The following is a 25785-nucleotide window of genomic DNA, read 5'->3' on the forward strand; positions in this document are numbered from 1 at the left end:
CGCGGGACGGAGGTCACAGCACGTCGGGGTTGGCGCGGGACCGCGCTGGCCTCCATACTCCTGACAAAGGTAGAACGTGTTCTAGATTCGTGGGAGACCGGGTGTACGACTTCGAAGGTGACAAGGGTTCCGAGGGGACCCCGGGCGGTGACGGGCCGGCCCGTGCGCTGCTGCTCCTCGAGCTGCCGCGGGTCGCGGGGGAGTACGCCGCCTCGCGCGCCGTCGACCTGGTCGCGCCCCGCCGCCCCACCGGGGACGGCCGCCCGGTGCTCGTCATCCCCGGTTTCCACGCGACCGACGGCCTGACCCGTCGGCTCCGGAGCCACCTGAAGCGGCACGACTTCCGCGTCCACGGCTGGGGCCAGGGCGCCAACATCGGCCTCACCGACGAGCTGATCGACGGGCTGGCCGACCGCTTCGAGGAGATCCGGAAGCGGTACGACGAGCCGGTGAGTGTCGTGGGCTGGAGCTTCGGCGGCGTGCTCGCGCGCGGGCTCGCCCACACCTACCCCGGCGACGTCCGCCAGATCGTGTGCCTCGGCTCGCCGTGGCGCGCCGACGGCGAGAAGACCCGTGCGACCGCCATGTTCGAGCGGTCGCGCCGCAAGCACGGCATCTCCGACCGGGCCAAGCCGATGATCGACCTGCTGCGCGGGCCGGTCCCCGTGCCGACGACCGCGGTCTGGTCCAAGACCGACGGCATCGTGCCGTGGCGCGGCTGCCGGGTCGACGTCTCGGTCTATCCGCGCGCCGAGAACGTGGCCGTCCCGAGCAGCCACGTCGGCATGGTCGCCAACCCGCTGGTCCTCGACGTGGTCGTCGACCGACTGAGTCAGGACCTCGAGGACTGGCACGAGTTCTCCTGGCGTCGCGCGCTGGCGCAGAAGTGGGGAGCAGCATGAGCCGCAGCCCGCTCGACGAGCGCGACCCCGCCTACATCGCGAAGGCACTGCCGTTCCTGCGACTGGCCATGAAGGGCTACTTCCGCTCCGAGGTCAGGGACATCGAGCGGGTGCCGACGGACGGCGCGCTCATGGTCGGCAACCACTCGGGCGGGATCATGGCGATGGACGTCCCGATCATCGCCGTCGCCTACGCCGAGGCGTTCGGACCGGAGACCCCGCTCTACTGCCTGGCTCACGACATGCTGTTCACCGGCGCCGCCGGTCCGGTCATGCGCAAGTTCGGCTTCGTCCCGGCAGACCGCGCGAGCGCCGAGGAGGTGCTGGCGTCGGGGGCGGTCACGATCGTCTTCCCCGGTGGTGACTACGACACCTTCCGGCCCACGCTCAAGGCCAACGTCATCGACTTCGCCGGCCGCAAGGGCTATGTCCGCACGGCGTTGAAGGTCGGCGTCCCGATCGTCCCGGTCGTCTCGATCGGCGGGCAGGAGTCGCAGTTCCACCTCACCCGCGGGGAGTGGCTGGGACGGATGTCGCCGCTGCGCAAGGTGATGCGGACCGACCTGCTGCCCCTGACCATCGGCTTCCCCTTCGGTCTGGTCCCGGCGGGGGTCGGCAACATCCCGCTGCCGACCAAGATCGTGACCCAGGTGCTGGACCCGATCGACCCCAGGGAGATCGCGGCCGAGTTCGGGGCTGACACCGACGCGGCCGTCGCCGAGATCGACGAGGTGGTCCGCGGGCGGATGCAGGCCGCGCTCGACGAGCTGGCCCGCGAGCGTCGCTTCCCGGTGCTCGGATGAGCCAGGCCATGACGCCCCCCAAGAGCCGCGGCAGGCTGCGGACCCAGCTCTGGGCCACCGGGCACCTCCTCCGGAGCCGGATGATGGTGCCGATGGGCCCGCGCAAGGTCGCCGGCATGGCGAAGATCTTTCGCAGCTACGGCCCGCACGCGACCACCGGCTTCGCGCTGTCGGCCAACCGTCGTCCCGACGGGATCGGCCTCGTCGACGAGCGCGGGACGCTGACCTGGCGTGAGATCCAGGTCCGGGCCGAGGCGCTCGCAGTCGGCCTGGCGGGGCTGGGCGACCAGCCCCCGACCTCGGTCGCGATCCTGTGTCGCAACCACCGCGGGTTCGTCGACGCGTTCCTCGCCGCCGGCAAGCTCGGCGTCCCGGGGCTGCTGCTCAACACGGGCTTCTCCGCGCCGCAGTTGGCCGACGTCCTGGAGCGGGAGGCATCGACCCTCATCGTGTACGACGAGGAGTTCGCCGGCCTCGTCGCGGAGGCTCGGGGACGGATCCCCGGTCTCGCCGAGGTGCTGGCCTGGGTCGATGAGCCCGACGCTGTCCAGGGGGCGACGGTGGACGGCCTGATCGAGTCCCACCGCGGGCAGCAGCCGCCGGTCACCCGCCCCGGTCGGGTCGTGCTGCTCACCTCTGGCACCACGGGGACGCCCAAGGGCGCCAACCGCAGCGGCGGCGGGCCGGCCGAGCTCGCCGCGATGCTCGAGCGGATCCCGTGGCAGGGTGAGGAGACCGTCGTGGTCGCCGCCCCGACGTTCCACGCCTGGGGCATGGGGCAGATGGTCATCGCCGCCACCATGGCGTGCACGATCGTGATGCGTCGCAGGTTCGACCCGGAGGCGACGTTGGCGCTGGCCGACGAGCACCGGGCCACGGGCATCGCGGTCGTGCCGGTGATGCTCGAGCGGATCATGGACCTGCCCGGCGAGGTGCTCGACAAGTACCGCCTCGACAGCGTGCGGTTCGTGACGGCCAGCGGTTCCCGGATGCGCGGGGAGTCGGTCATCGCCTTCATGGACCGGTTCGGCGACAAGGTCTACAACAGCTACAACGCCACCGAGGCGGGCCAGATCAGCATCGCCGTCCCGGCCGACCTTCGGCACGCCTCGGACACGGCGGGCCGGCCCGTCACCGGCACGGTCGTCCGCCTGGTCGACGACGACGGTCGCGACGTGCAGGTCGGCGAGGTGGGTCGGATCGTCCTGCGGGGCGCGTCGGAGTTCGACGGCTACACGACGGGCGACACCAAGGCCTCGCTCGACGGCTTCATGGTCTCCGGCGACGTCGGGCGGATGGACGCCGACGGGCGGCTCTACGTGGTCGGCCGCGACGACGACATGATCGTCTCGGGCGGCGAGAACGTCTACCCCGTCGAGGTCGAGAAGGCGATCGGCGAGCTCTCGGAGGTGCGGGAGGTCGTCGTCGTCGGCGTCGACGACGAGAAGTTCGGCCAGCGGCTCGCGGCGTACGTCGTACCGACGCAGCCCGACGGCGTGGACGCCGACGCGGTCCGCACGCACGTGAGGTCGAGACTCGCCGGCTACAAGGTCCCGCGCGACGTGGTGCTCCTCGACGAGCTGCCCCGCAACGCGTCGGGCAAGGTCGTCGTGCGCGACCTGCCGGGCGTCGGCTGAGGTCGGGAGGCGACGGGACAGATGGCGTCGATCACGCGGATGTCGGGCTTCGATGCGGGTTTCCTCTACATGGAGACCCCGTCGATGCACATGCACACCCTCAAGATCGCCGTCCTCGACCCGTCGACCGACAACACGTTCGACAACCTGATCGAGCGGATGACCGAGCGGCTGCGGCTGCTGCCACCGATGCGTCGGCGGGTCGTCCAGGTGCCGTTCCGGCTCAACCACCCCGTGCTCGTGACGCAACGCAGCATCGACCCCGAGCGCCACTTCTTCCGCCACGACATCGGCGGCGACGGCACCATGAGGGAGCTCGAGAAGCTGATCGGCGAGATCTGCAGCACGCCGCTGGACCGGAGCGTGCCGCTGTGGGAGCTGCACCTGTGTGAGGGCCTCCCGGACGGGAAGGTCGCGATCGTCGGCAAGATCCACCACGCACTGGCCGACGGGCTCGCGGCCAACGCGATGCTCGCCAACGTCATGGACGTCGCGTCCACCGACCTGCGCCCCGGAGGCGCGCGCGGGGAGACCCACGACGGTGTCGACGACCCGAGCCACAGCCTCCTGGTCCGGCACGCCCTGCGGGACGGAGCCCGGCAGATCCTCGACTTCCCCAAGCTCATCACGACCACCGTGCGCCGGATCCTCGCTGTGGTCCGCTACCGGCGGGCCATGGAGGGGAGCGTGCCGACGCCGGTCAAGGACGCGCCGCGGACGTCGTTCAACGGTCCGCTCACTCGTCGTCGCAGCTTTGCGACGGTCACCATCCCGCTCGCCGAGCTCAAGCGGGCCCGGGCGGCCCACGCCACCGAGATCGACGGGCTCACCCTCAACGACGTGGTGCTCGGCGTCACCTCCGGGGCGCTGCGTCGGTGGCTCGCCGCGCAGGGCGAGTTCCCGCTCCGCTCGCTCCTCGCCGGGGTCCCGGTCGGCCTCGACGCCAACGACATCGAGCCGCGCCTGATGGGCAACAACGTCTCGAACCTGTTCACCACCCTCGCGACCGACGTCGACGATCCCGTCGAGCGGCTGCGCACGATCTCGATCACGACCCGGCACGCCAAGGCGATCAACCAGCGGCTGGGCACCTCCCTCATGGACTGGTCGCAGTTCGCGCCGCCGGCGCCGTTCGCGGCCGCGGTGCGCGCCTACTCCCGGGTGCGCGGCGCCCGGTTCCACCCGGCCGCGTTCAACGTGATCGTCTCCAACGTCCCCGGCCCGCGGGAGCGGGTGAAGATCGCCGGCTCGCAGCTGTCCGACGTCTTCAGCGTCGGACCGTTGACCGAGGGCATCGGCCTCAACGTGACGGTCTGGTCCTACATGGACCACATGAACTTCTCCCTCCTCGCGTGCCCGGACCTGCTGCCGGACGTCGAGGTGCTGGCGGCGTACGTCCCCGCCGCACTGGCAGAGCTGCTCGGCGAGCCCGAGCCCGGTGCGGCAGCCGAGCCCGTCGCCGAGGACCAGCAGGACACCCCCGAGCCGGGCAACCATCCGGGCAACCAGGAGAGTGCATGACCTTCCAGACCATCGGCCGGCACACGACTCGTGTCGGCGGCAAGGCCGTGCGCTTCACCGGACGGGTGATGCTGCGGACCTTGCGGTCCGCCACCGAGGAGCTCACCCCGGACGTCCCGATCCCGCCGGCCGGGCGTGCTGTCGAGCTGCCGGGGCGCGGTACGACGCACGTGCTCGACATCCCCGGCCCGACGGCCGAGGCACCGACGCTGCTGCTCATGCACGGCATCGCGACCACCGGGCCGCTGACCTGGTTCACGGTCCTTGAGGAGCTCCAGCAGCACTACCGGGTCGTGACCTTCGACCAGCGCTGGCACGGCCGTGGCATCCGGTCGGACAAGTTCCTGCTCGACGACTGCGCGGACGACGCGGCCGCCGTGCTCGACGTCCTCGGCATCGACAAGGCGGTCGTCGTCGGCTACTCGATGGGTGGTGCGAGCGCCCAGGTGATGTGGCAGCGCCACCCGGAGCGGATCGCCGGGCTGGTGCTGTGCTCGACCGCGGGCCACTGGGAGGGTCACCTCGGCGAGCGGGTCTTCTTCCAGTCGCTCCGTGCGCTCAACGTCCTCCTGCTCCAGATCGCGGCCGCCAAGGTGGCGCGCCAGGGCGAGGCACTGGTGCCGGCGGAGGAGCTCGCCCTCGAGGGGCTGCGGGACTGGGCCCTCACCGAGCTCCGGACGACGAGCCTGTGGGCGTTCCCCGTCGTCATGGCGGAGCTCGGTCGCTTCGACTCCGCCGCCTGGATCGGCGACATCGACGTGCCGGCCGCGGTGCTGGTCACCGCCAAGGACCACGCGATCCCCACCGAGCGGCAGCGTCAGCTCGGTGCCGCGATCCCGGGCGCGATCGTGCGGGAGGCGCCCGGCGGGCACACCTCGCTCATCTTCGACCTCCCGCGGTGGAAGCCGCTCTTCCTCGAGCTGGTCGACGAGGTCGTCGCCCAGGCGACCGAGGGCACGTCCCCGCGGTCGCCGCGCGCGGTCAACGGCTGACTGTCCCCGCCACCTGCGCGGCGCGCACGCCGCTGCGCAGGGCGCCCTCCATCGTCCCGGAGTGGGCGCCGGCGGTGTGCTCGCCCGCGAGGACGAGAGGACCCGCCGGCTCCGCCAGCAGGGCGGCGGCGTCCGCGGCCCGGCCGGCGAGGACGTAGGAGTAGCCGCCGCGCGTCCACTCCTCGCGCTGCCAGTCGGTGAGGAGTGCCTGCTCCGCGACGAGGTCGAGGTCGGGACGCAGGGTGGCGAGCCGATCGACCCAGGTGGCGGGACCGTCGGCGACCGCGAGGCGGTCGCGCGCCGCGGCGCTGCCGGCGAAGCAGGAGGTCGCGGTCACCGCGCCGTCGCCGGCCGGGTCGCGGGAGGTCCACGACCACCACGACTCGCCGGGAGCCTGGACGCCGTCCGGCGCGACGGCGCCCCGCGTCGGCACCGACAGCTTGGCCGCGGTCCCGGTGGCGATCCCGTCGAGCCCGCGCTGCCAGGCGGCGGGGAACCCGCGGATCCACCGCACGTGCTCCAGCAGCGCGAGCGGGACGGCGACCACCGCGCGATCGACGACCTCCTCGCGGCCGCCCGTCGTCAGCACCACGTCATCGTCCCGGGCGTCGACGGCGGTCACGGGGGTCGCGAGCCGCACCCGGTCGCCGAGCTCCGCGGCCATCGAGAGGCAGATCCGCTGGTTGCCGCCGACGACGCGTGCTGCCGCGTCGACCCGGGCCCCGTCGGCCCGCGCGACGTGGAAGCGCGCACTGGCTCGTGCGGGGTCTCCCGCCGTCGACGTCGCGATCCGCAGGTAGGCCGGGTCGGCGGCGTACCCCGGTCCGAGGGCGGCGGCGAACGCCGCTGCGACGGTCGTGTCGTCCTCGGGGATCTGCGCCGCGACCGCGGTCAGCGTCGCCTCGAGCGCGGCCAGGTCGGGCACGACGCCGTCGAGGCGGCGCCGGTGGAACCGGACACCGTGCGGCGCGAGCGGCAGCCCGAGCTCGGCGCACAGGCCGCGGATCGTGTGCTGGTCGGCGTCGATCCACTCCCCGCCGCGCTCGACCACCGTCCCGTCGGGCAGCGCGGTCGACCAGGTCCGGCCGCCGACCCGGTCGCGCGCCTCCAGCACGACGACGTCGTGACCTTCTCGGTGCAGCCTCCAGGCACACACCAGGCCGGCCAGGCCCGCTCCGACGACTCCGATCCGCACGAGGTCAGCATGCCCGACCGTCACCCGCCCCGGACGGCGCTCCGACCAGCGCGTCAGAGCCGCCCGAGGGCCAGGTCTGCCAGCTGGCCGAGGAGGGCGAGGGCGTCGTCCTTGCTCTCGGTCGTCCGGGCGAGGGTGAGGAGGATCAGGCCTCGCTCGGACTGCGCGAGCACGGCTGCGTCGGCGCGCTCGCCCTCCTCGAAGAAGCCGAGTGACCGCTCGCCCACCCCGTCGAACGGGATGCGCGGTCCGAAGAGCACCTCGGTGCTGTCGGCGGTCTGGTCGAAGGAGTCGGGATCGGAGTGGGCGATGACGGAGAGGATCTCGCCGCTCTTCTTCGTCCACCGGCAGCTGGCGATGCCGAGCGACTCGTCCTCGACGGGGGTGATCCCGGTCCAGCCGACGACGGCCTCGATGTCGTCCGACGTGAGGTAGTCACACCCGGGCCGCAGGTTCAGCGCCGAACGGGCGTCGGCGAGGTCCTGGGCGGAGGGACCCTCGTCGTCCTCGCCGCATCCCGCGAGAGCGAGGAGGGCGGCGAGGACGACGACGGCGCGAGCGATGGGTCGGTGCACGTCAGAGGCCGTTGGCCACCGCGGTCGCCATGTCGGTGATCGCGCTGCGCATGTCGGCCTCCACGCCGCTGAAGTCGGTGTAGATCAGCGCGACGAGCTGATCGCCGACCTGGGTGATGACGGCGGCCTGCGGGAGCGTCGCCTCGGTGTACATGATCACGGCCTCGTCGCCGACCCCCGGAAGGTCCTCGGCCGGTCCGACGACCGACTCGGTCGCGGAGACCGTCGCGTCGAAGGTGCCCGTCTCGGCCTTGATGCTGAGGTTGACGTTGGCGCCGGAGGTGGACGTCCAGTTGCAGATCGTGGTGCCGGCGACGCTGCCGTCCTCGGCCGCACCGTCGATCTCGGTCAGGGCCAGGATGTCGTCGTCGGTGAGGATGCAGCCCGTCGCGCCCGTGTCCTCGCCGTCGTCGGTCGCGAGGTCGGTCTCGACGTCGGTCGGGATCGAGGTGTCGACCGAGGTCGGCAGGTCCGTCGGGACCGAGACCGAGGGGGTGTCGCTGCTGTCGTCGTTGTCGTCGTCATCACTGCTGTCCTCGCCGCAGCCGGTGACGGCGAGGGCGAGCACGATCGCGGGGAGCAAGGTGCGGAACTGACGCATGGGACTGCCTCTTCTCGAACGCGGGAAAGCCCCTCCCGCGCCGGAAACTAGCGTCGCACCCGGTCTACCGGTCGTGAATCAGCCAAATCACGACCCGTGGACCGGGTACGACGAGCGTCAGACGTTGCGGCGGTACTGGCCGCCGACCTCGAAGAACGCCTCGGTGACCTGGCCCAGCGAGCACACCCGCGCGGCGTCCATCAGCACGGCGAAGATGTTCTCCCCGCTGGTCGCGGCCGCCTTGAGCCGCTCGATCGCGGCCTCGGCCTCGTCGGCGTGCGCCGAGCGGAACTTCTCGACCCGCTCCAGCTGGGAGCGCTTCTCGTCCTCGGTCGCCCGGGCGAGCTCCACGTGGTCGGGGGTCCCGTCATCGGCTCCGGGGGAGCGGAAGGTGTTGACGCCGATGATCGGCAGCGTGCCGTCGTGCTTGCGGTGCTCGTAGAGCATCGACTCGTCCTGGATCCGGCCCCGCTGGTAGCCGGTCTCCATCGCGCCGAGGACACCGCCGCGCTCGGAGATCCGCTCGAACTCCGCGAGGACGGCCTCCTCCACCAGGTCGGTGAGCTGGTCGACGACGTACGAGCCCTGGAGCGGGTTCTCGTTGACCGCCAGGCCCCACTCGCGGTTGATGATCATCTGGATGGCCAGGGCGCGGCGCACGGACTCGTCGGTCGGGGTGGTGACCGCCTCGTCGTAGGCGTTGGTGTGCAGCGAGTTGGCGTTGTCGTAGATCGCGCACAGTGCCTGGAGAGTGGTGCGGATGTCGTTGAACGCCATCTCCTGGGCGTGCAGCGAGCGACCCGAGGTCTGGACGTGGTACTTCAGCCGCTGCGAGCGCTCGTTGGCGCCGTACCGCTCCTTCATCGCGATCGCCCAGATCCGCCGGGCGACCCGACCGATCACGGTGTACTCCGGGTCCATGCCGTTGGAGAAGAAGAAGGACAGGTTGGGCGCGAAGTCGTCGATGTCCATGCCGCGCGCGAGGTACGACTCGACGTAGGTGAAGCCGTTGGCGAGGGTGAAGGCGAGCTGGCTGATCGGGTTCGCCCCGGCCTCGGCGATGTGGTAGCCGGAGATGGAGACCGAGTAGAAGTTCCGGATCTCCTGCTGGATGAACCACTCCTGGATGTCGGCCATGCAGCGCAGCGAGAACTCGGTGGAGAACAGGCAGGTGTTCTGGCCCTGGTCCTCCTTGAGGATGTCGGCCTGGACCGTGCCCCGCACGGTGCGGAGCGCCTCGGCCGGGTCGATGCCCTTGTCCTTGGCCTGGTCGATCACGGTGTTGAGGAAGAAGGCGAGGACCGTCGGCGCCGGACCGTTGATGGTCATCGACACCGACGTCGTGGGCGAGCCGAGGTCGAAGCCGTCGTAGAGCGCCTTCATGTCGTCGAGCGTCGCGACGCTGACGCCCGACGTGCCGACCTTGCCGTAGATGTCGGGCCGCTCAGCGGGGTCGCGGCCGTAGAGCGTGACGGAGTCGAACGCCGTCGACAGCCGGGTCGCCGGCTGGTCCTCGGAGAGCAGCTTGAAGCGGCGGTTGGTGCGGAAGGGGTCGCCCTCGCCCGCGAACATCCGGGCAGGGTCCTCGTTCTCGCGCTTGAACGGGAAGACGCCGCCGGTGAACGGGAAGGAGCCCGGCAGGTTCTCGCGGCGCCAGAAGCGCACCAGCTCTCCGTGGTCCTCGAAGGACGGTACGGCGACGCGCGGGATCCGGTTGCCCGACAGCGACTCGCGCCCGGTGTCCTCGGCGGCATAGCTCGCGACGAGCTCGGGCCACTCCGCGAGCCGGTCGCGCAGCCAGGCGGGGGTCTCGGGGGCGAGGGCGGCGAGCCGGGCCGCCACCGTGGCGTCCTCGCCCGTGGCGGCGGCCTCCCCGGCGACGACCTCGAACGCCTGGGCGCGCCGCGCGAGGGCGGCGAGCTGCTCGGTCTGCTCGTGGTAGTCGCGGACCGTGTCGGCGATCTCGGCCAGGTAGCGGACCCGCTCGGGCGGCAGCACCTGCTGGATCCGGGTCGACGTCTTGCCGGTCACCGGGGCCAGGGTGCCGGCGTCGACGGCGAGCCCGTGGCCGGTGAGCTGGTCGCGGAGGAACTGGTAGAGCCCGGTGACGCCGTCGTCGGCGAACGTCGCGGCCGAGGTGCCGAAGACCGGCATGTCGTCGGGCTGCTGGCCGAACGCCTCGCGGTTGCGCACGAGCTGGCGGGCCACCTCGCGGCGGGCGTCGGCCGCGCCGCGGCGCTCGAACTTGTTGATCGCGACGGCGTCGGCGAAGTCGAGCATGTCGATCTTCTCGAGCTGCGACGCGGCGCCGTACTCGGGCGTCATGACGTAGAGGCTGGTGTCGACGAAGGGCACGACCGCCGCGTCGCCCTGGCCGATGCCGGGTGTCTCGACGACGACCAGGTCGAAGCCGGCGGCCTTGACGGTCGCGATGACGTCGGCGAGGTGGTCGGGGAGCTCGTGGGCGCCGCGGGTGGCGAGGCTGCGGAAGTAGACCCGGTCGCGGTCGAGCCCGGGACCGTCGAGATCGAGGCTGTTCATCCGGATCCGGTCGCCGAGCAGCGCGCCGCCGCCCTTGCGCCGGGTCGGGTCGACGGCCAGCACCGCGACGCGGACCTTGTCGTGCTGGTCGATCCGCAGGCGGCGGACGAGCTCGTCGGTGAGCGAGCTCTTGCCGCTGCCTCCGGTGCCGGTGATGCCGAGGACGGGGATGGTCCGGCTCTGCGCGGCCTCGCGCAGCCGGGCGAGCGTGGCGTCGTCGACGGCGCCGCTCTCGACGCCGGTGATCATCCGGGCCAGCGCGGAACGGTCGCCGGTGATGACGTCGTCGGCCGTGACCGCGCGCGCCGACCACAGGTCCACGTCGCAGGCCTTGACGACCGAGTTGATCATCCCGGGCAGGCCCATCCGCTGGCCGTCCTCGGGGCTGAAGATGATCACGCCGGACCGGCGCAGGCGCTCGATCTCGTCGTGGACGATCACGCCGCCACCGCCGCCGACGATCTTGATGTGCTCCGCTCCGCGCCGCCGCAGCTCCGCGGCGAGGTACTCGAAGTACTCCACGTGCCCGCCCTGGTAGGACGAGACGGCGATGCCCTGCACGTCCTCCTCCAGCGCGGCCTCGAGGATCTCGGCGACCGACCGGTTGTGCCCGAGGTGGATGACCTCGCAGCCCTGGCTCTGGAAGATCCGCCGCATGATGTTGATCGCAGCGTCGTGACCGTCGAACAGGCTCGAGGCGGTGACCAGCCGGATCGGCCGGGTCGGCTTGTGCAGCGGCGCGGGTGCCATGGGGTCTCCCGGGTCAACTAGTTGGACGTCCTAGCAAATAGTAGGACATCCAAGTAGTTGCCCGAAATCGAGGCTCCCCTGCAGGGAGGGTCCCCCCGGGAGAGCGCCGGCCCTAGGGGCTCAGTTGTCCTCCGGGGGGCTGTCCCGAATTGCGGCCACCAGCACGTCGCAGGTGCGTTCGACCATGGCGAGGACGACCTGGAAGCCATCGGTGCCGCCGTAGTACGGGTCGGGCACCTCGGCGCCGGGCTCGAGCGGGTCGAAGTCGCCGAAGAGGCGGACCCGGTCGGGGTCGGCGGTGCCGCCGGCCAGGGACCGGAGGTCGCGGAGGTTGTCCTGGTCCATGGCGAGCACCAGGTCGCAGTCGGTGAGCCAGGACGCCTGGACCTGCTGGGCGCGGTGGGCGCTGGCGTCGTACCCCTCGCCGGTGAGGATCGCCGCGGCCCGACGGTCCATCGGGTGGCCGACGTGCCAGTCGCCCGTGCCGGAGCTGACGACCTCGACCCGGTCGTCCAGTCCTGCTGACCGGACCCGGTCGGTGAGCACCACGTCGGCCATCGGGGAGCGGCAGATGTTGCCGAGGCACACCAGCGCGACCCGGTAGCGGCCCGGCTCGCGCGCGGGCGGCAGGGTCGGCGGGACGGCCGGCACCGTCAGTCGTCCTTGTCGACGCCGACGATGGCGTCGAGGACCCAGGTCGTGACGCTGATGATGATCGCGCCTCCGACGGCCGGCCAGAACCCGGCGACGCGGAAGCCGACGTCGAACAGGTCGGCGAGCCAGTCGGTGATGAGCAGCAGCAGCGCGTTGACGACGAGCAGGAACAGCCCGAGCGTCAGCAGGATCACCGGGAACGACAGCACCACGAGGACCGGCTTCACCAGCGCGGTCACCAGCGCCAGGATCAGCGCGACGCCGAGGAGCGGCAGCAGCTTGTGCTCGAGCTCGGCCTGACCCTGGGTCGGACCGGTGAACCGGATGCCGTCCATGACCTGGGCGGCGGCCGCCAGCGCGACGCTCGTGATCGCCCACCGGGCGAGGAACTCCACCATGAGGTGGAGTCTGTCAGGCGTCAGGTCAGCGCCAGTGCCTCGACGATCTCCTCGGCCGCGTCGTCGATGTGGCGGTGCAGGAACTCGTAGGCGCCGTCGAGGTCGCCGTCCTCGAGCAGCCGGACCAGCGGTTCGTGGGACTCGGCCTGGTCGTGGGCGTTGCGCCGGACCCGGTCGACCTGGGCCAGTGCGAGCTTGAGCTCGTCCATGAGGCTCTCGGCCATCTGTACCAGCCGCGGGCTGCCGGTCAGCTCGACCAGGGAGACGTGGAAGGCGAGGTGCCGTTCGTTGAGCTCCTCGTACGACGCCCGCCCGCTGCGCACTGCACTGGTGTAGGCCTCCAGCGTCTGCCGCACCCGCTTGCGGGCCGCGTCGCTCGCCTCCGGCCAGGCGTGCACGCCGGCGCCCTCGAGCACCCAGCGCGCCGAGCACACGTCGCGAACCGACTCGGCCCTCGGCGTCGCGACGCTCACCCCGCGGTTGGGCTCGCGGGTGGCCAGGCCCTCGGCGACCAGCGCCATCAGCGCCTCGCGCACGGTCGGCCGGGAGACGCCGAGCGACTCGGCGAGGGCCAGCTCGCGCAGCGGCGTACCGCTCTCGACCTCGCCCTCGAACACGGCGCGGCGCAGCTCGGCGGTCACGCGCTCGACGGTCGAGGCGTGCTCGACGCTGAGGGAGTCGAAGCGTGGCTGGGTGGCCGGCATGCCTCCATTCTCCCGCATCGGCCTCCAGGCTGTATGCTCATCTCATTGTCAGATTGTCTGACAATCGTGCGGTTCGTGCGGAGTCGAGGAGGGATGCCGGGATGGAGCTCGGTTGGGGTCGTCACTACGCGATGGTCGAGCCGTCGCAATTCCGCGTGGACTACGCGATCAACCCCTTCATGGACCCGTCCGTGCAGCCCGATCCCGAACGCGCCGCCACGCAGTGGCGGGACCTGGTCGCGACCCTCGAGCGCCTCGGCGCCCGGGTCGACGTGATCCCGGCCCGGGCCGATAGCCCCGACATGGTCTATGCCATGAACCTCGGCTTCGCCGTGCAGCGCCCGGAGTGGGAGGAGGCCGGCCGCCGCGCCGTCGTCCTGTCCCACATGCGCTTCCCGCAGCGGCGCAACGAGACGCCCAGCGCCCGCGACTGGTTCGAGGCCGAGGGCTTCGCCACCACCTTCGTCGGCCGTGACGGCGTGGGCGCCCACTTCGAGGCCGGAGACGCCTTCCCCTTCGGCGGCGACCTGCTGGTCGGGGTGGGCCCGCGGACCGACGAGCTCGCGCTCAAGCACCTTGCCGCCGACCTCGGGGTCACCGTGCGCGGCCTGCGGATCACCCACCCGGGGATGTATCACCTCGACCTGGCCTTCTGCCCGCTCGACGAGCGTCGCGCGATCGTCTGCCCCGACGCTCTCGACCCGGCCTCGGCCGAAGCGCTCCTCGCGCTCGTGCCCGAACCGATCGTGATCACCGAGGAGGAGGCGATCACCACGCTGTGCGCCAACTCGGTCGTCGTCGGCCGCACCGTCGTCATGCCGGCCTGCCCGCCGCGGGTGCGGGCGCAGATCGAGGCAGGGGGCTTCGAGGTCGTCCTCGTCGACGTCTCCGAGTTCCACCTCGGTGGCGGCTCGGTCCGGTGCATGACCAACCCGCTCGACATCCGGCTCGGCCGCGAGCTCGCGGTGGTGGCGGGCGGTCGGGTGGTAGCGCCACCGACCGAGGAGAACCCGGCGGCCTGAGACCCGTCGGGCCGAGACGTAGGGTCGGAACCATGGTCGAGCCGCTGCCGCACGTCCGCGAGATCCCGCCGTACGTCCCGGGCCGGCCGCCGGCTGCCCGGCCCGGCCTGACGTCGTACAAGCTGTCGTCCAACGAGAACCCCTACCCGCCCCTGGCCAGCGTCCTCGCGACCGCGGAGCAGGCGGCGTCGGCGATGAACCGCTACCCCGACATGGGCTGTGCGGCGCTGTACGACGCGCTCGCGACCCGGCTCGACGTCGAGACGGACCAGCTCGCCGCGGCCACCGGCTCGGTCGCCCTGATCTATCACCTGCTCGCCGCGTTCTGCGGGCCCGGTGACGAGGTCGTCCACGCATGGCGATCCTTCGAGGCCTACCCGATCGCGGTGACCGCCGCCGGGGCGACGGGGGTGAAGGTCCCGGTGACGTCCGACGGGCGTCACGACCTCGCCGCGATGGCCGCGGCGATCACCGACCGCACCCGCGTCGTGCTGTTGTGCACGCCCAACAACCCGACCGGTCCGGCGTTGACCCACGCCGAGGTCGCGGCGTTCCTCGGCGCCGTCCCTGACCGGGTGCTCGTCGTCGTCGACGAGGCCTACCTCGAGTTCGTGCGGATGGACGACCCCGTCGACGGGCCGGCCCTGGTGCGCGCCCACCCCAACGTGGTCCTGCTGCGCACGTTCTCCAAGGCCTACGGGCTCGCCGGGCTGCGGGTGGGCTACGCGGTCGGGAGCGCCGAGGTCGCCGGCGCGCTGCGCGCCGTCGCGCTGCCCTTCGGGGTGTCGTCGGTGGCACAGGCCGCCGCGGTCGCCTCGCTCGCGGCCGAGGACGAGCTGATGGCCCGGGTCGACTCCCTGGTCGCCGAGCGCGTCCGGCTGGTCGCGGGCATCCGTTCCGCCGGCTGGTCGGTTCCTGACCCGCAGGGCAACTTCGTGTGGTTCGACCTCGGTGCCGGCGCCGCTGACTTCGCTGCGGCGGCCGGGGAGGTCGGGCTCGCGGTCCGACCGTTCGCAGGAGAGGGCGTGCGGGTCAGCGTGGCCGAGCCCGAGTCGACCGACCGGCTCGTCGACCTCCTCCGCACCCTCACGCCGCCGGTTGGCACTACCGTTGGATCGTCCCGCTCGACCTGACCCCGACCTGCTGGAGAGTCCCGGTGCCTGGAGAGACCCCCGGCCAGCCTGGCTGGTACCCCGACCAGAACGGCACCCTGCGCTGGTTCGACGGAGCCGCGTGGACCGACCACGTCCAGCCGGGGAGCGGTGCCGTCGGCGGCGCCGACCTCACCCAGGCCTACGGCGGTGGGGCGCCCACCCCGACCGCGCAGTTCCCCGTCCAGTCCCCGGAGCCCTCGGGTTGGCCCGGTGCCGGCGCGCCGACAGGGCCGACCCCGCCGAGCCCGCCCTCGGCGTACGGCGCCGTCCCGCAGCCGTCGTTCCCCGGCGGCCCCGGCCAGGGCGGTCCCGGCCTGCCGCCGCCGAGCAGCGGCGGCAACCGCGGCCTGCTCATCGCGCTCGGCGTGGTGGGCGCGATCGTCCTCATCGCGGTGCTCGCCGTCGGCTCGTGGGCGGTCTTCCTCCGCGGAGACAGCGACGACGACGCGAGCGGGCGCGACGACAACAGCGCTGGCGGTGACCTGCCGACACGCACGCCGGAGGAGACAGCCGAGCTGTTCATGGCGGGCGTGCTCGCGCAGGACTGCGCCGCGCTCGAGGACCTCGTGACCGACCGCCTCCTCGAGGAGGAGGGTGGCTGCGAGGTCGAGGACATGCCGGCGGAGTTCACGTGGGTCGTCGGCGACGCCACCATCGACGAGGACGCCGGGTCCGCCACCGTTCCGGTCGACCTGGCCTTCGCCGGACAGTCCGCGCCGGTCACGCTCGCGATGGTCGTCGAGGACGACGAGTGGCTGGTCGACGAGTTCGACGAGAGCGGCGGGGAGTCGCCGACCGGGCCGGTCACCGGCAGCACGGACGTCGAGACCGACTTCTCCGACTACACGGACTTCTCCGACTACACGGACTTCACGGACTTCCCGACGGACATGTTCTCGGACTTCCCGACCGACTTCCCGACCGACCCGTCGGAGCTCGAGTCGTACCTGTCGGACTACTTCTCCAATTTCTCCGACCTCTTCACCTACTAGGTCACTCAGTGGCGTGCGCGCAAAGTTCTTGAACGGTTGGCGCGCCCAGGGCACGCACCTCGCGGCGTTGCCGACGCTTGCGAGACGACCCGGTATGGCGGCGCGCCGGCGCCTTGCGATGCACGCACCCTGAACACGCCAACCGTCCAGACACTTCACGCGCACGCCACTAGGCTGGGCCCATGAGCCAGCCCCCGTACGGTGGACCGCCGCAGCCCGGCCAGCAGCCCTATCCGGGTCAGCCTGCTCCGCAGGGCTATCCGCAACAGCCCGGCTACCCGGCCGCGCCGCCGCAGGGCTACCCGCCGCAGCCGGCTGCGGCCCCGGGCTACCTCCAGGGCGCTCCGCCCGCGGGTGCTCCGGTAGGAGTGCCCGGTGGTGGCTTCGGTGGTGGCTACGGCGGGGGCCTTCCCCCGGCCCCGCCGAGCCAGAAGCGCACCATCGGCTTCCTGATGGGGCTCATCACCACGATCGGCCTGCTCGGCTTCGCCTTCCTCGTCCTCATCATCAGCGTCCTGCACTGATCGTTCTGCCCGGGATGCGATGATTCCTGGCGATTGCCGTCCGTGCACCACGGCGGCCCGACTGCCAGGAGTGCGCGATGTCCGACCCGAACCAGCCCTCGACCCCTCCCGGGTGGTATCCCGACGGCCAGGGTGGCCAGCGCTGGTGGGACGGCACCCAGTGGACCGAGCACACCCAGCCGCCGGCGGCTCCTGCCGCCCCGGCCGCCCCGGCCGCCCCGGCCGCCCCGGCCGCCCCGGCCGCGCCTGCCGCCCCGGCCGCTCCGAGCATCCCCGGCGCCGACCTGCCGACGCAGGTCGCGCCCAACCGCGCCGCTGACTATCCGGGCCAGCCCGGGCAGCCGGCCCAGCCGCAGGGCGTCTACGGCGCTCCTACCGGTCAGCCCGCCGGTCAGCCGGTCTACGGCCAGCCCGCCGGCCAGCCGGCGTTCGGCCAGCCGGCGTTCGGTCAGCCGTCGTTCGGCGGCGGCGCCTCCTCCGGCGGCGGCAACAAGAAGCTGATCGCGATCATCGGTGGTGGCGTCGGTGCGCTCCTCCTCGTGGTGATCCTGGTCGTCGTCCTCTTCAAGGTCGTCGGTGGTGGCTCGCCCGAGAGCGTCACCGAGGACTACCTCAAGGCCGACTTCGAGTTCGACCAGGAGCGCCTGTGCGAGCTGTCGGTCGAGGACGCCTTCAAGGAGCAGTTCGAGGAGGAGGACGCCGAGGACTGCGGTGAGTGGTTCGGAGAGGTCGAGGACGACTTCGAGGACCAGAAGGAGGACTTCGAGGAGGACGTCGACCAGTCCTTCGACGACGTCCTGGGCGACTTCGAGTTCGAGGTCGAGATCAAGGACGTCGAGGAGGACGACGACCAGGCCGAGGTCGAGTGGCGGACCACGTCCGAGTACAAGGGCGACAACGACGACTACCTCGACGACTACCTCGGTGGCGACGAGAAGACCTCCGACAAGGGCACCGCGCTCCTCTGCAAGGAGGACGGTGACTGGAAGGTCAAGGAGAAGTACTACGACGAGGAGTACAGCGAGGACTGCTGACGCGTCGAGGGGGAGACACGGATGAGGCTCGGGCTCGCCGCGTTCGCGGTCGTGCTGGCGACCGTGCTGGTGCCGATCGGCATCACGTCGACGTGGCTGTCGCTGCGCGTCGACAACACCGACGCGTACGTCGACACGGTGGCTCCGCTCGCGGACGAGCCGGCGCTGCGCAAGGAGCTCGGCGAGGAGCTGGCCGCCGCGGCGATCAGCGCGATGGAGAGCAGCGTGCCCGTCGGTCTCCCCGCGGCGTTCAGCGAGGGCGTGCGCAGGGCGACCACGATGGTCGTGGAGAGCAAGGCCTTCCCGGACTTCTGGCGGCAGGCCAACGCTGACGCGCACCGCGAGTTCCTCGCGATCGTCCACGAGCGCGGCCAGGAGGTCGACGACGACGGCTACGTGATCGTCGACCTCCAGCCCCTGCTCCAGCAGGTCATCGACGAGATCGCGCGGACCTTCCCGCCGGCCGCGCTGGTCGAAGCACCGCCGCTGCCGCTGCCGGTGCTGCCCGAGTCCGAGCTGGAGCGGGCCCGTGGGGCTTACCAGGTGCTGGAGGGTCTGGCCTTCTGGGTGCCGCTGTTCTGGCTCGGCCTGGTCCTCGTCGCGGTGATCGCGACGCCGGGCATGCGGGGCCGGATGCGGGCCGCGGGTGCCGCCGCGATCGGTGCGGCCATCGGCGGCGGGCTGGTCCTGGCCGTCACCCCCGCCCTCACCGACGCCGTCGTCGACCAGGTCGACCCCGCGAAGCAGGACCTCGCCCGGCTCGTGGTGGAGGTGGTCGTGTCCACCCTGGACGAGTCCGCCTGGGCCGGCGTGATCGGCGGCCTGGTGGTCGCCGCCCTGTTCATCGGCGCGTCGCTGGTGCCCGGCGGTCGTACCCGCAGCCACGGTGCGACGGTTCGTTCCTGAGGACGGTTCACGGCCAAATCGGCCAATTCTGCGCCGATCGCCCCTTACGCTCCTCGACGTGACCAACTACCCCGGCCCCGGTCAGCCCGGAGACCTCCCCCCGACCCAGGTGGCGCCCGGTGGCGGCGTACCCCCCCAGCAACCCGGCGGCTACCCGCCGGCTCCGCAGCAGCCCGGCGGCTACCCGCCGGCTCCGCAGCAGCCCGGCGGCTACCCGCCGGCTCCGCAGCAGCCCGGCGGCTACCCGCCGGCTCCGCAGCAGCCCTACGGCGCCAACCCGGGCGGCGGCTTCCCGCCGGGCCCTCCGGGCGGCGGCTTCGGTGCTCCGCCGACCAGCGGCGGGGGTGGCGGCAAGAAGGTCATCCTGATCGTCGCGATCGTCGTCGCGCTGCTCGTCCTCATCGGGGGCGGCATCGCGGCGGCCGTCGTGCTCGGCGGTGACGACGATGACGACAAGCCCAAGAGGACCGTGACCCAGACGGTCCCCCCGACGGACGTCCCCACCACGGTCGACACCTCGATCCCGACCGAGGTCACGACGAGCATCGCGCCGCCGACGACCGAGGCGACCACGGAGACGACGACCGAGTCCGGTGACCCGTCGGCCGACCCGGCGATCACCGCGCAGGCCTACCTCGACTCGCTCGTGACCGGCAACTGCCCTGCTGTCGAGGGGCTCTCGACGCCGGAGTGGTGGGCGGCCGCCTACGGCAGCCAGAAGGCGTGCAAGCGCGACGCGGGCACCCAGGAGATGTCGAGCGTCCAGTACGAGTTCCAGGACCCGATCGACAACGGCGACGGCTCGGTGACGGTCATCGCCACCGTGGTGGACAGCACCGACACGAGCACGCAGTACACCGCGACGTGGGTGCTCAGTCCCAACACCGACCCGGAGCTGCCCTGGCTGGTCAGCGCGTTCCAGCTGGTCTGATCCCTGCGGAGGCGGGCCGGGCGCGAGCCCGGCCCGCCTCCTAGGCTGACCCCATGGGCGTCGGTCACGGGCACGGGCACGCGGGGTCGCGTGCCGCCGACCGGGTGCGCCTGCGCTGGGTCCTCGCGGTCACCGGCACGGTNGCGCCTGCGCTGGGTCCTCGCGGTCACCGGCACGGTCCTGGTCGTCGAGCTCGTCGGCGCCTGGGTCACCGGCTCGCTCGCCCTGCTCGCCGACGCGGGGCACATGGCCACCGATGCCGGGGCAGTCGTGCTCGCGCTCGGAGCGTCGTACGTCGCCTCGCGGCCCGGGAGCGCCCGCTCGACGTTCGGCTACCACCGGGTCGAGGTGGTCGCTGCGCTCGTCAACGCGGTCGTCCTGCTCGGAGTCTGCGGCTACCTGGGCTGGTCCGGGCTCACCCGGCTGACCGACCCGCCCGACGTCGACGGCCCCGGCCTGGTCGCCTTCGCCCTCATCGGCCTGGCAGCCAACGCGATCGCGCTGCGCGTGCTCGCGGGCGGCGACACCGGCTCCCTCAACCTGCGCGGTGCCCTCAACGAGGTGCTCGCCGACCTCCTCGGCTCGGTCCTCGCGGTCGCGGCCGGCGTGGTGATCTGGGTGTGGGGGTGGCAGCAGGCCGACCCGATCGCCTCGCTGCTCATCGCGGTCATGATCCTGCCGCGCGCGGCGCTGCTGATCCGCGACTCCGGCCGGGTGCTGCTCGAGCTGGCGCCTGCCGACCTCGACCTCGACGACGTCCGCCACCACCTCGCGCACGCGCCCGGTGTGGTCGACGTGCACGACCTCCACGCGTGGACGATCACGAGCGGGATGGCCAGCCTCTCCGCCCACGTGACCGTCGAGGACGACGTGTTGCGCGACGAGGGCGTCGGCGCGGTGCTCGACGTGCTCGCCGACTGCGTCGCCACCCACTTCGGGGTGCGGCACACGACCTTCCAGGTCGAGCCGGCCTCGCACCGCGATCACGAGGACCTCGGCGAGATGCACTGACGCGGGTCCGTGTCCCTCGCCAGGGGTGATGTCCGGGGTGATGCTCGGGCGCCCGACTATCGGACCTCCGATATTCGGAAGTCCTGACTGATTCGCCGCCGTCGAAGCACGCGGCTAGCGTGAGCGCCGCTACGATTGTGGCCCCGCTCACATGGCCGCACCACCCCCGCGGCCCGTGCTCGGAAAAGACACCGGCCACCGGACGGCGGAGACCCCGCGGTCCGGCGACACGAAGGAGTGCTGTGACTCATCAGGACACTGGTTTCGGGCCCGACCTCGTCGAGGTCTTCGGTCCGAAGCACGAAGACGGCGGGCCGGAGCTGATCCAGCTCCTGACGCCGGAGGGTGAGCGGGTTCACCACCCCGAGTTCGACATGGAGTTCACCGCCGAGGAGCTGCGCGGCTTCTACCGCGACATGGTGCTCGTCCGGCGGATCGACGTCGAGGCCACCGCCCTCCAGCGGCACGGCGAGCTCGGCATCTGGGCGCAGCTGCTCGGCCAGGAGGCGGCGCAGATCGGCGCCGGTCGGGCCGTCCGCCCCAACGACTTCGTGTTCCCCACCTATCGCGAGCACGGCGTCGCGTGGTGCCGCGGGCTCGACCCGCTCCACCTCATCAGCCTGTTCCGCGGGGTCGACCACGGCGGGTGGAACCCGCACGACCACAACTTCAACCTCTACACGATCGTCATCGGTGCCCAGACCCTGCACGCCGTCGGTTACGCGATGGGGATGCAGCGCGACGGGGTCGTCGGCACCGGGGACCCCGACCGCGACGCGGCGGTGCTCGCCCACTTCGGCGACGGTGCCAGCAGCCAGGGCGACGTCAACGAGTCGTTCATCTTCGCGGCCTCCTACAACGCGCCGGTGGTCTTCTTCTGCCAGAACAACCAGTGGGCGATCTCGGAGCCGATCGAGCGCCAGAGCCGGATCCCCCTCTACCAACGGGCGCTCGGCTTCGGGTTCCCCGGCGTGCGCGTCGACGGCAACGACGTGCTCGCGACGTACGCCGTCACCCAGGCCGCGCTCCAGCGTGCCCGGGACGGCCAGGGTCCGTCGATGATCGAGGCGTTCACCTACCGGATGGGTGCCCACACGACGACCGACGACCCGACCCGCTACCGGCTCAGCGCCGACGTCGAGAGCTGGAAGCTCAAGGACCCGATCTCGCGCCTGGAGGTCTACATCAAGCGCAACGGCTACGCCGACGACGCGTTCTTCGCCGACCTGGCGGAGGAGGCCGACCAGCTCGGCCACGCGCTGCGCGAGGGCACCAAGGCGATGCCGGACCCGAAGCCGCTCGACATCTTCGACCGCGTCTACGCCGAGATCACGCCCGAGCTCGCCGAGCAGCGCGATGCCTTCACGGCTTATCTCTCCTCGTTCGAGGGGAGCCACTGATGGCCGGCACGACCAGCAAGGTGACCCTCGCCAAGGGCCTCAACATGGGTCTGCGCAAGGCGATGGAGGCCGACGACAAGGTCCTGCTCATGGGCGAGGACGTCGGCAAGCTCGGTGGGGTCTTCCGGATCACCGACGGGCTGCAGAAGGACTTCGGTGAGGACCGGGTCATCGACTCCCCGCTCGCCGAGTCGGGCATCGTCGGCACCGCGGTCGGCATGGCCATGCGTGGCTACCGGCCCGTCGTCGAGATCCAGTTCGACGGGTTCGTCTACCCGGCCTACGACCAGATCGTGTGCCAGGTCGCCAAGCTGCACTTCCGCAGCCAGGGCCGGATCAAGATGCCGATGGTCATCCGGATCCCGTTCGGCGGCGGCATCGGCGCGGTCGAGCACCACTCGGAGTCCCCCGAGGCGCAGTTCGCGCACACCCCCGGCCTCAAGGTCGTCACCTGCTCCAACCCGGTCGACGGCTACTGGATGATCCAGCAGGCCATCGCCCACGACGACCCGGTGATCTTCCTCGAGCCGAAGCGGCAGTACCACGCCGAGAAGACCGAGCTCGACGAGGACGCCACCCCCGCCCCGCTCTTCACCTCGAAGGTCGTGCGGCCCGGCTCCGACGCGACCGTGCTCGCCTACGGCCCGACGGTCAAGACAGCCATGAAGGCCGCCGAGGTCGCGGCCGGGGAGGGGACGTCGCTGGAGGTCATCGACCTGCGCACGCTCTCGCCCCTCGACCTCGACCCGGTCTTCGCATCGGTCCGCCGGACCGGCCGGGCGGTCGTGGTCCACGAGGCGCACGTCAACCTCGGCCTCGGCTCGGAGATCGCCGCGCGGATCACCGAGGAGTGCTTCTACGCGCTGGAGGCGCCGGTGCTCCGGGTCGGCGGCTTCGACACGCCCTACCCTGCATCACGGCTCGAGGAGGAGTGGCTCCCCGACCTCGACCGAGTCCTGGACGCCGTCGACCGAAGCCTGGAGTTCTGACCGTGCCCGAGTACCTCCTCCCCGACGTCGGCGAAGGCCTCACCGAGGCCGAGATCGTCTCCTGGAAGGTCAAGGTCGGTGACCTCGTCGCCGTCAACGACGTCGTCGTAGAGATCGAGACCGCCAAGTCGCTCGTCGAGCTGCCGTCGCCGTACGCCGGAGCGGTGACCGCGATCCTCGTCGCCGAGGGCGAGACGGTCCCGGTCGGCACCCCGATCATCGCGATCGGCGACCCCTCCGAGGTCCCCGCCGGCGGTGGCGCCGACGGTGGCATGGACATCGACCTCTCCAACCCCGCGGCGAGCGGCGGCGGCGAGGGCGAATCCCTCGTCGGCCGGATCAAGGCCGACCGGGTCGCCCAGCGTCGTGCCCGGCGACCGCTCGCGGAGGCGGCCGGCGTCCGCACCGCACTGGCCGACGTCCACGACGTCTACAACCAGAACGCGACCGACCAGCACGCCAAGGTCAAGCACCTCGTCCACGCGGTCTTCGACGACGCCGAGGACCAGGCACTGGCCGCGGGCGCGCCGACCTCGCCGGTCCCGGCCACGGCTCCGGAGGTCCCCGCCCCGGCGGGGGACGTCCGGGCGCTGGCCAAGCCGCCGGTGCGCAAGCTCGCCAAGGACCTCGGCGTCGACCTCGGCACGATCGCCCCGACCGGTCCCGGCGGCACGGTGACCCGCGCCGATGTCGAGGGTGCGCTCGGCGCCGTCCTTCCGGTCAGCCCGGTGCCCGCTGCGGTCGCCGCACCGGTCGCCGGCGGCGAGACCCGCGAGCCCATCAAGGGCGTCCGCAAGATGATGGCCACCGCGATGACGGAGTCGGCGTTCACCTCGCCCCACGTCACCGAGTGGGTCACCGTCGACGCGACCGCGACCCTCGAGCTCGTCGCCCGGCTCAAGCAGCGGCGCGAGTTCAAGGGCGTCAAGGTGTCGCCGCTGCTGGTGTTCGCCCGCGCGGTCGTCCTCGCGGCGCGTCGTACACCGATGATCAACTCCTACTGGGACGAGGCCGCCGGCGAGGTCGTGGTCAAGCACTACGTCAACCTCGGCATCGCGGCGGCGACCCCCCGCGGATTGGTCGTGCCCAACGTCAAGGACGCCCACGCGCTCACCCTGGTCGAGCTCGCCCAGGCGATCGAGGGACTGACGGCCACCGCTCGCGAGGGCCGCACCCAGCCCGCCGACATGGCCGGCGGCACCTTCACGATCACCAACGTGGGGGTGTTCGGCATCGACGCCGGCACGCCGATCATCAACCCCGGCGAGTCCGCGATCCTCTGCATGGGCGCGATCAAGCCCAAGCCGTGGGTCGTGGGCGACCAGGTGGTGCCGCGGCAGGTGACGACACTGGCGCTGTCGTTCGACCACCGTCACATCGACGGTGCGACCGGCTCGCAGTTCCTCGCCGACGTCGCCGACATCGTCGCCGACCCGGCGAACGCCTTGCTGTTTTGATCCGGCCGGGTTGTTCTGAGAACGGCTGAGTAGTCCCGCCGCGGGCAGGGTAGGAAGGTCCCATGTCCCTGCCCGCGGAGGGGTTCCCCCAGCCCGGTGAGCGGATCGGCCCCTACGAGGTCGTCCGCCAGCTCGGCCTGGGCGGGATGGGGGTGGTCTACGAGGCCACCGACTCCGTGCTCAAGCGTCGGGTGGCGCTCAAGGTCATCTCGCCGCACCTCGCGGACGATCCTGACTTCCGGGTCCGCTTCACCCACGAGGCGCAGGCGCAGGCCTCCCTCGACTCCCCGCACGTGGTCCAGGTGTTCGCCCACGGCGAGGCCGACGGTCACCTCTACATCGCCTCGCAGCTGATCCCGGGCGGCGACCTCGGCGCGATGATCCGGACCTCCGGCGCTCCGCCGCCCCGGATCGCGCTCGACATCCTCGCCCAGATCTCGGCCGGCCTCGCCGACGCGCACGCGACCGGCCTGGTCCACCGCGACATCAAGCCGGCCAACGTGCTGCTGCGCATCCGCGGGGAGGACGTCAACGCCTACCTCGCCGACTTCGGGATCGCGCGCCGCACGGGCCTCCACGAGACCGTCTCGCTCCAGGGCTTCGCCGTCGGAACGCCGGCCTACATGGCGCCCGAGCTCCACACCGGGACCGGGGCGCCCGGCCCGGCGACGGACATCTACTCCCTCGGCTGCCTGCTGTGGGCGACGGTCACCGGCCAGGCTCCCTACGGCGGTACGACGGGCCTCCAGCTCGCCAGCGCCCATGTCGGCGCCCCGGTGCCGCAGGTCGTGGAGACCGGCCCGCTCGAGCACGAGATCAACCGGGTCCTGCGCAGCGCGATGGCCAAGCACCCCGGGCAGCGCTACCCCTCGGCCCACGCCCTGAGCGAGGACCTCCGCCGGGTGCTGCGTCAGCAGCCCGCTCCGGCGCCGGCCACGTTCGCGCCCTACACCCCGGGGCCGGTGGCCCCCTACGTGCCGGGACAGGTGCCGCCGTACTCCGGCGGAACGCCGAGCACCGCGCCACGGCGGAGCCGGTCCCCGCTCCTTATCGGCGGCCTCGCTGCCGCCGCGGTCGTGCTCCTGGTCGGCG

General features: G+C 71.9%; 24 protein-coding genes. 17 read left to right on the top strand and 7 right to left on the bottom strand.

Features of this window, described 5'->3' with window-relative positions:
* Nucleotides 1-89: 89 nt before the first annotated feature.
* The 5 genes from H0487_RS07990 to H0487_RS08010 are packed head-to-tail and all read left to right on the top strand — an operon-like array spanning nucleotide 90 to nucleotide 5855.
* Entirely contained in the window at nucleotides 90-902 is an 813-nt protein-coding gene (locus tag H0487_RS07990; protein WP_183093710.1) for an esterase/lipase family protein, read from the top strand.
* Nucleotides 899-1705 (top strand): 1-acyl-sn-glycerol-3-phosphate acyltransferase, encoded by an 807-nt coding sequence (locus tag H0487_RS07995; RefSeq protein ID WP_183093711.1) that lies wholly within the window; start codon nucleotides 899-901, stop codon nucleotides 1703-1705. Before H0487_RS07990 ends, H0487_RS07995 begins: the two co-directional genes overlap by 4 nt.
* Before the next feature lie 8 nt (nucleotides 1706-1713).
* Nucleotides 1714-3342 (top strand): AMP-binding protein, encoded by a 1629-nt coding sequence (locus H0487_RS08000; RefSeq protein WP_183093712.1) that lies wholly within the window; start codon nucleotides 1714-1716, stop codon nucleotides 3340-3342.
* Nucleotides 3343-3363: 21 nt separating this feature from the next.
* On the top strand, nucleotides 3364-4863 hold the full coding sequence (locus H0487_RS08005; RefSeq protein ID WP_183093713.1) for a WS/DGAT/MGAT family O-acyltransferase: 1500 nt from the start codon (nucleotides 3364-3366) through the stop codon (nucleotides 4861-4863).
* Nucleotides 4860-5855: an alpha/beta fold hydrolase gene (locus tag H0487_RS08010; protein ID WP_183093714.1), complete on the top strand. Its 996-nt coding sequence runs from the start codon at nucleotides 4860-4862 to the stop codon at nucleotides 5853-5855. The genes H0487_RS08005 and H0487_RS08010 overlap by 4 nt, the downstream gene beginning before the upstream one ends.
* Here the strand turns inward: H0487_RS08010 and H0487_RS08015 are convergent.
* The 7 genes from H0487_RS08015 to H0487_RS08045 all read right to left on the bottom strand — a co-directional run bounded on the left by H0487_RS08015 (nucleotide 5845) and on the right by H0487_RS08045 (nucleotide 13273).
* Nucleotides 5845-7050 (bottom strand): flavin monoamine oxidase family protein, encoded by a 1206-nt coding sequence (locus H0487_RS08015; protein WP_312855858.1) that lies wholly within the window; start codon nucleotides 7048-7050, stop codon nucleotides 5845-5847. The genes H0487_RS08010 and H0487_RS08015 overlap by 11 nt on opposite strands.
* A gap of 53 nt (nucleotides 7051-7103) precedes the next feature.
* Nucleotides 7104-7625, bottom strand: coding sequence for a hypothetical protein (locus tag H0487_RS08020; protein WP_183093715.1), 522 nt, complete (start codon nucleotides 7623-7625; stop codon nucleotides 7104-7106).
* 1 nt (nucleotide 7626) lies between these two features.
* A complete protein-coding gene (locus tag H0487_RS08025; protein ID WP_183093716.1) occupies nucleotides 7627-8226 on the bottom strand; it encodes a hypothetical protein in 600 nt (199 codons plus the stop codon).
* 117 nt (nucleotides 8227-8343) lie between these two features.
* Nucleotides 8344-11517 (bottom strand): fused isobutyryl-CoA mutase/GTPase IcmF, encoded by a 3174-nt coding sequence (gene icmF / locus H0487_RS08030; RefSeq protein ID WP_183093717.1) that lies wholly within the window; start codon nucleotides 11515-11517, stop codon nucleotides 8344-8346.
* Nucleotides 11518-11637: 120 nt separating this feature from the next.
* Entirely contained in the window at nucleotides 11638-12168 is a 531-nt protein-coding gene (locus tag H0487_RS08035; protein WP_312855859.1) for a low molecular weight protein-tyrosine-phosphatase, read from the bottom strand.
* A gap of 2 nt (nucleotides 12169-12170) precedes the next feature.
* On the bottom strand, nucleotides 12171-12569 hold the full coding sequence (locus tag H0487_RS08040; RefSeq protein ID WP_183093718.1) for a phage holin family protein: 399 nt from the start codon (nucleotides 12567-12569) through the stop codon (nucleotides 12171-12173).
* A 20-nt stretch (nucleotides 12570-12589) separates the two neighbouring features.
* On the bottom strand, nucleotides 12590-13273 hold the full coding sequence (locus H0487_RS08045) for a GntR family transcriptional regulator (RefSeq protein WP_183093719.1): 684 nt from the start codon (nucleotides 13271-13273) through the stop codon (nucleotides 12590-12592).
* A 101-nt stretch (nucleotides 13274-13374) separates the two neighbouring features.
* Here H0487_RS08045 and H0487_RS08050 point away from each other — a divergent pair, with 101 nt between their 5' ends.
* From H0487_RS08050 to H0487_RS08105, 12 genes are all read left to right on the top strand, one after another.
* Nucleotides 13375-14295 (top strand): dimethylarginine dimethylaminohydrolase family protein, encoded by a 921-nt coding sequence (locus H0487_RS08050; protein ID WP_183093720.1) that lies wholly within the window; start codon nucleotides 13375-13377, stop codon nucleotides 14293-14295.
* A 32-nt stretch (nucleotides 14296-14327) separates the two neighbouring features.
* Nucleotides 14328-15428: a histidinol-phosphate transaminase gene (gene hisC, locus H0487_RS08055; protein ID WP_183093721.1), complete on the top strand. Its 1101-nt coding sequence runs from the start codon at nucleotides 14328-14330 to the stop codon at nucleotides 15426-15428.
* A 23-nt stretch (nucleotides 15429-15451) separates the two neighbouring features.
* The gene (locus tag H0487_RS08060; RefSeq protein ID WP_183093722.1) at nucleotides 15452-16441 is read left to right on the top strand and encodes a DUF2510 domain-containing protein; all 990 of its coding nucleotides are present in this window, start codon (nucleotides 15452-15454) and stop codon (nucleotides 16439-16441) included.
* Between the two features lie 182 nt (nucleotides 16442-16623).
* The gene (locus tag H0487_RS08065) at nucleotides 16624-16965 is read left to right on the top strand and encodes a hypothetical protein (RefSeq protein ID WP_183093732.1); all 342 of its coding nucleotides are present in this window, start codon (nucleotides 16624-16626) and stop codon (nucleotides 16963-16965) included.
* A 77-nt stretch (nucleotides 16966-17042) separates the two neighbouring features.
* Entirely contained in the window at nucleotides 17043-17999 is a 957-nt protein-coding gene (locus H0487_RS08070; RefSeq protein WP_183093723.1) for a DUF2510 domain-containing protein, read from the top strand.
* 21 nt (nucleotides 18000-18020) lie between these two features.
* A complete protein-coding gene (locus tag H0487_RS08075) occupies nucleotides 18021-18905 on the top strand; it encodes a hypothetical protein (RefSeq protein WP_183093724.1) in 885 nt (294 codons plus the stop codon).
* A gap of 58 nt (nucleotides 18906-18963) precedes the next feature.
* On the top strand, nucleotides 18964-19836 hold the full coding sequence (locus tag H0487_RS08080) for a hypothetical protein (RefSeq protein ID WP_183093725.1): 873 nt from the start codon (nucleotides 18964-18966) through the stop codon (nucleotides 19834-19836).
* A gap of 90 nt (nucleotides 19837-19926) precedes the next feature.
* Nucleotides 19927-20847 (top strand): cation diffusion facilitator family transporter, encoded by a 921-nt coding sequence (locus H0487_RS08085; RefSeq protein WP_312855860.1) that lies wholly within the window; start codon nucleotides 19927-19929, stop codon nucleotides 20845-20847.
* Between the two features lie 242 nt (nucleotides 20848-21089).
* Nucleotides 21090-22247: a pyruvate dehydrogenase (acetyl-transferring) E1 component subunit alpha gene (pdhA, locus tag H0487_RS08090; RefSeq protein ID WP_183093726.1), complete on the top strand. Its 1158-nt coding sequence runs from the start codon at nucleotides 21090-21092 to the stop codon at nucleotides 22245-22247.
* Complete coding sequence (locus H0487_RS08095) at nucleotides 22247-23236, top strand: alpha-ketoacid dehydrogenase subunit beta (RefSeq protein WP_183093727.1); 990 nt, start codon at nucleotides 22247-22249, stop codon at nucleotides 23234-23236. Before pdhA ends, H0487_RS08095 begins: the two co-directional genes overlap by 1 nt.
* Nucleotides 23237-23238: 2 nt before the next feature.
* On the top strand, nucleotides 23239-24693 hold the full coding sequence (locus tag H0487_RS08100; protein ID WP_312855861.1) for a dihydrolipoamide acetyltransferase family protein: 1455 nt from the start codon (nucleotides 23239-23241) through the stop codon (nucleotides 24691-24693).
* A 62-nt stretch (nucleotides 24694-24755) separates the two neighbouring features.
* On the top strand, nucleotides 24756-25785 hold a 1030-nt coding region (locus H0487_RS08105), incomplete at its 3' end, for a serine/threonine-protein kinase (protein WP_183093728.1).

It is taken from the genome of Nocardioides stalactiti, from assembly GCF_014180715.1.
GTDB classification, from domain to species: domain Bacteria; phylum Actinomycetota; class Actinomycetes; order Propionibacteriales; family Nocardioidaceae; genus Nocardioides; species Nocardioides stalactiti.

What these genes read in the sequence shown, in the direction of transcription:
- H0487_RS07995 (WP_183093711.1), top strand. Translation starts at nt 899, where the DNA reads ATGAGCCGCAGCCCGCTCGACGAGCGCGACCCCGCCTACATCGCGAAG.
- H0487_RS08000 (WP_183093712.1), top strand. Translation starts at nt 1,714, where the DNA reads ATGACGCCCCCCAAGAGCCGCGGCAGGCTGCGGACCCAGCTCTGGGCC.
- H0487_RS08005 (WP_183093713.1), top strand. Translation starts at nt 3,364, where the DNA reads ATGGCGTCGATCACGCGGATGTCGGGCTTCGATGCGGGTTTCCTCTAC.
- H0487_RS08010 (WP_183093714.1), top strand. Translation starts at nt 4,860, where the DNA reads ATGACCTTCCAGACCATCGGCCGGCACACGACTCGTGTCGGCGGCAAG.
- H0487_RS08025 (WP_183093716.1), bottom strand. Translation starts at nt 8,226, where the DNA reads ATGCGTCAGTTCCGCACCTTGCTCCCCGCGATCGTGCTCGCCCTCGCC.
- icmF (WP_183093717.1), bottom strand. Translation starts at nt 11,517, where the DNA reads ATGGCACCCGCGCCGCTGCACAAGCCGACCCGGCCGATCCGGCTGGTC.
- H0487_RS08040 (WP_183093718.1), bottom strand. Translation starts at nt 12,569, where the DNA reads ATGGTGGAGTTCCTCGCCCGGTGGGCGATCACGAGCGTCGCGCTGGCG.
- H0487_RS08045 (WP_183093719.1), bottom strand. Translation starts at nt 13,273, where the DNA reads ATGCCGGCCACCCAGCCACGCTTCGACTCCCTCAGCGTCGAGCACGCC.
- H0487_RS08050 (WP_183093720.1), top strand. Translation starts at nt 13,375, where the DNA reads ATGGAGCTCGGTTGGGGTCGTCACTACGCGATGGTCGAGCCGTCGCAA.
- hisC (WP_183093721.1), top strand. Translation starts at nt 14,328, where the DNA reads ATGGTCGAGCCGCTGCCGCACGTCCGCGAGATCCCGCCGTACGTCCCG.
- H0487_RS08065 (WP_183093732.1), top strand. Translation starts at nt 16,624, where the DNA reads ATGAGCCAGCCCCCGTACGGTGGACCGCCGCAGCCCGGCCAGCAGCCC.
- H0487_RS08070 (WP_183093723.1), top strand. Translation starts at nt 17,043, where the DNA reads ATGTCCGACCCGAACCAGCCCTCGACCCCTCCCGGGTGGTATCCCGAC.
- H0487_RS08075 (WP_183093724.1), top strand. Translation starts at nt 18,021, where the DNA reads ATGAGGCTCGGGCTCGCCGCGTTCGCGGTCGTGCTGGCGACCGTGCTG.
- H0487_RS08095 (WP_183093727.1), top strand. Translation starts at nt 22,247, where the DNA reads ATGGCCGGCACGACCAGCAAGGTGACCCTCGCCAAGGGCCTCAACATG.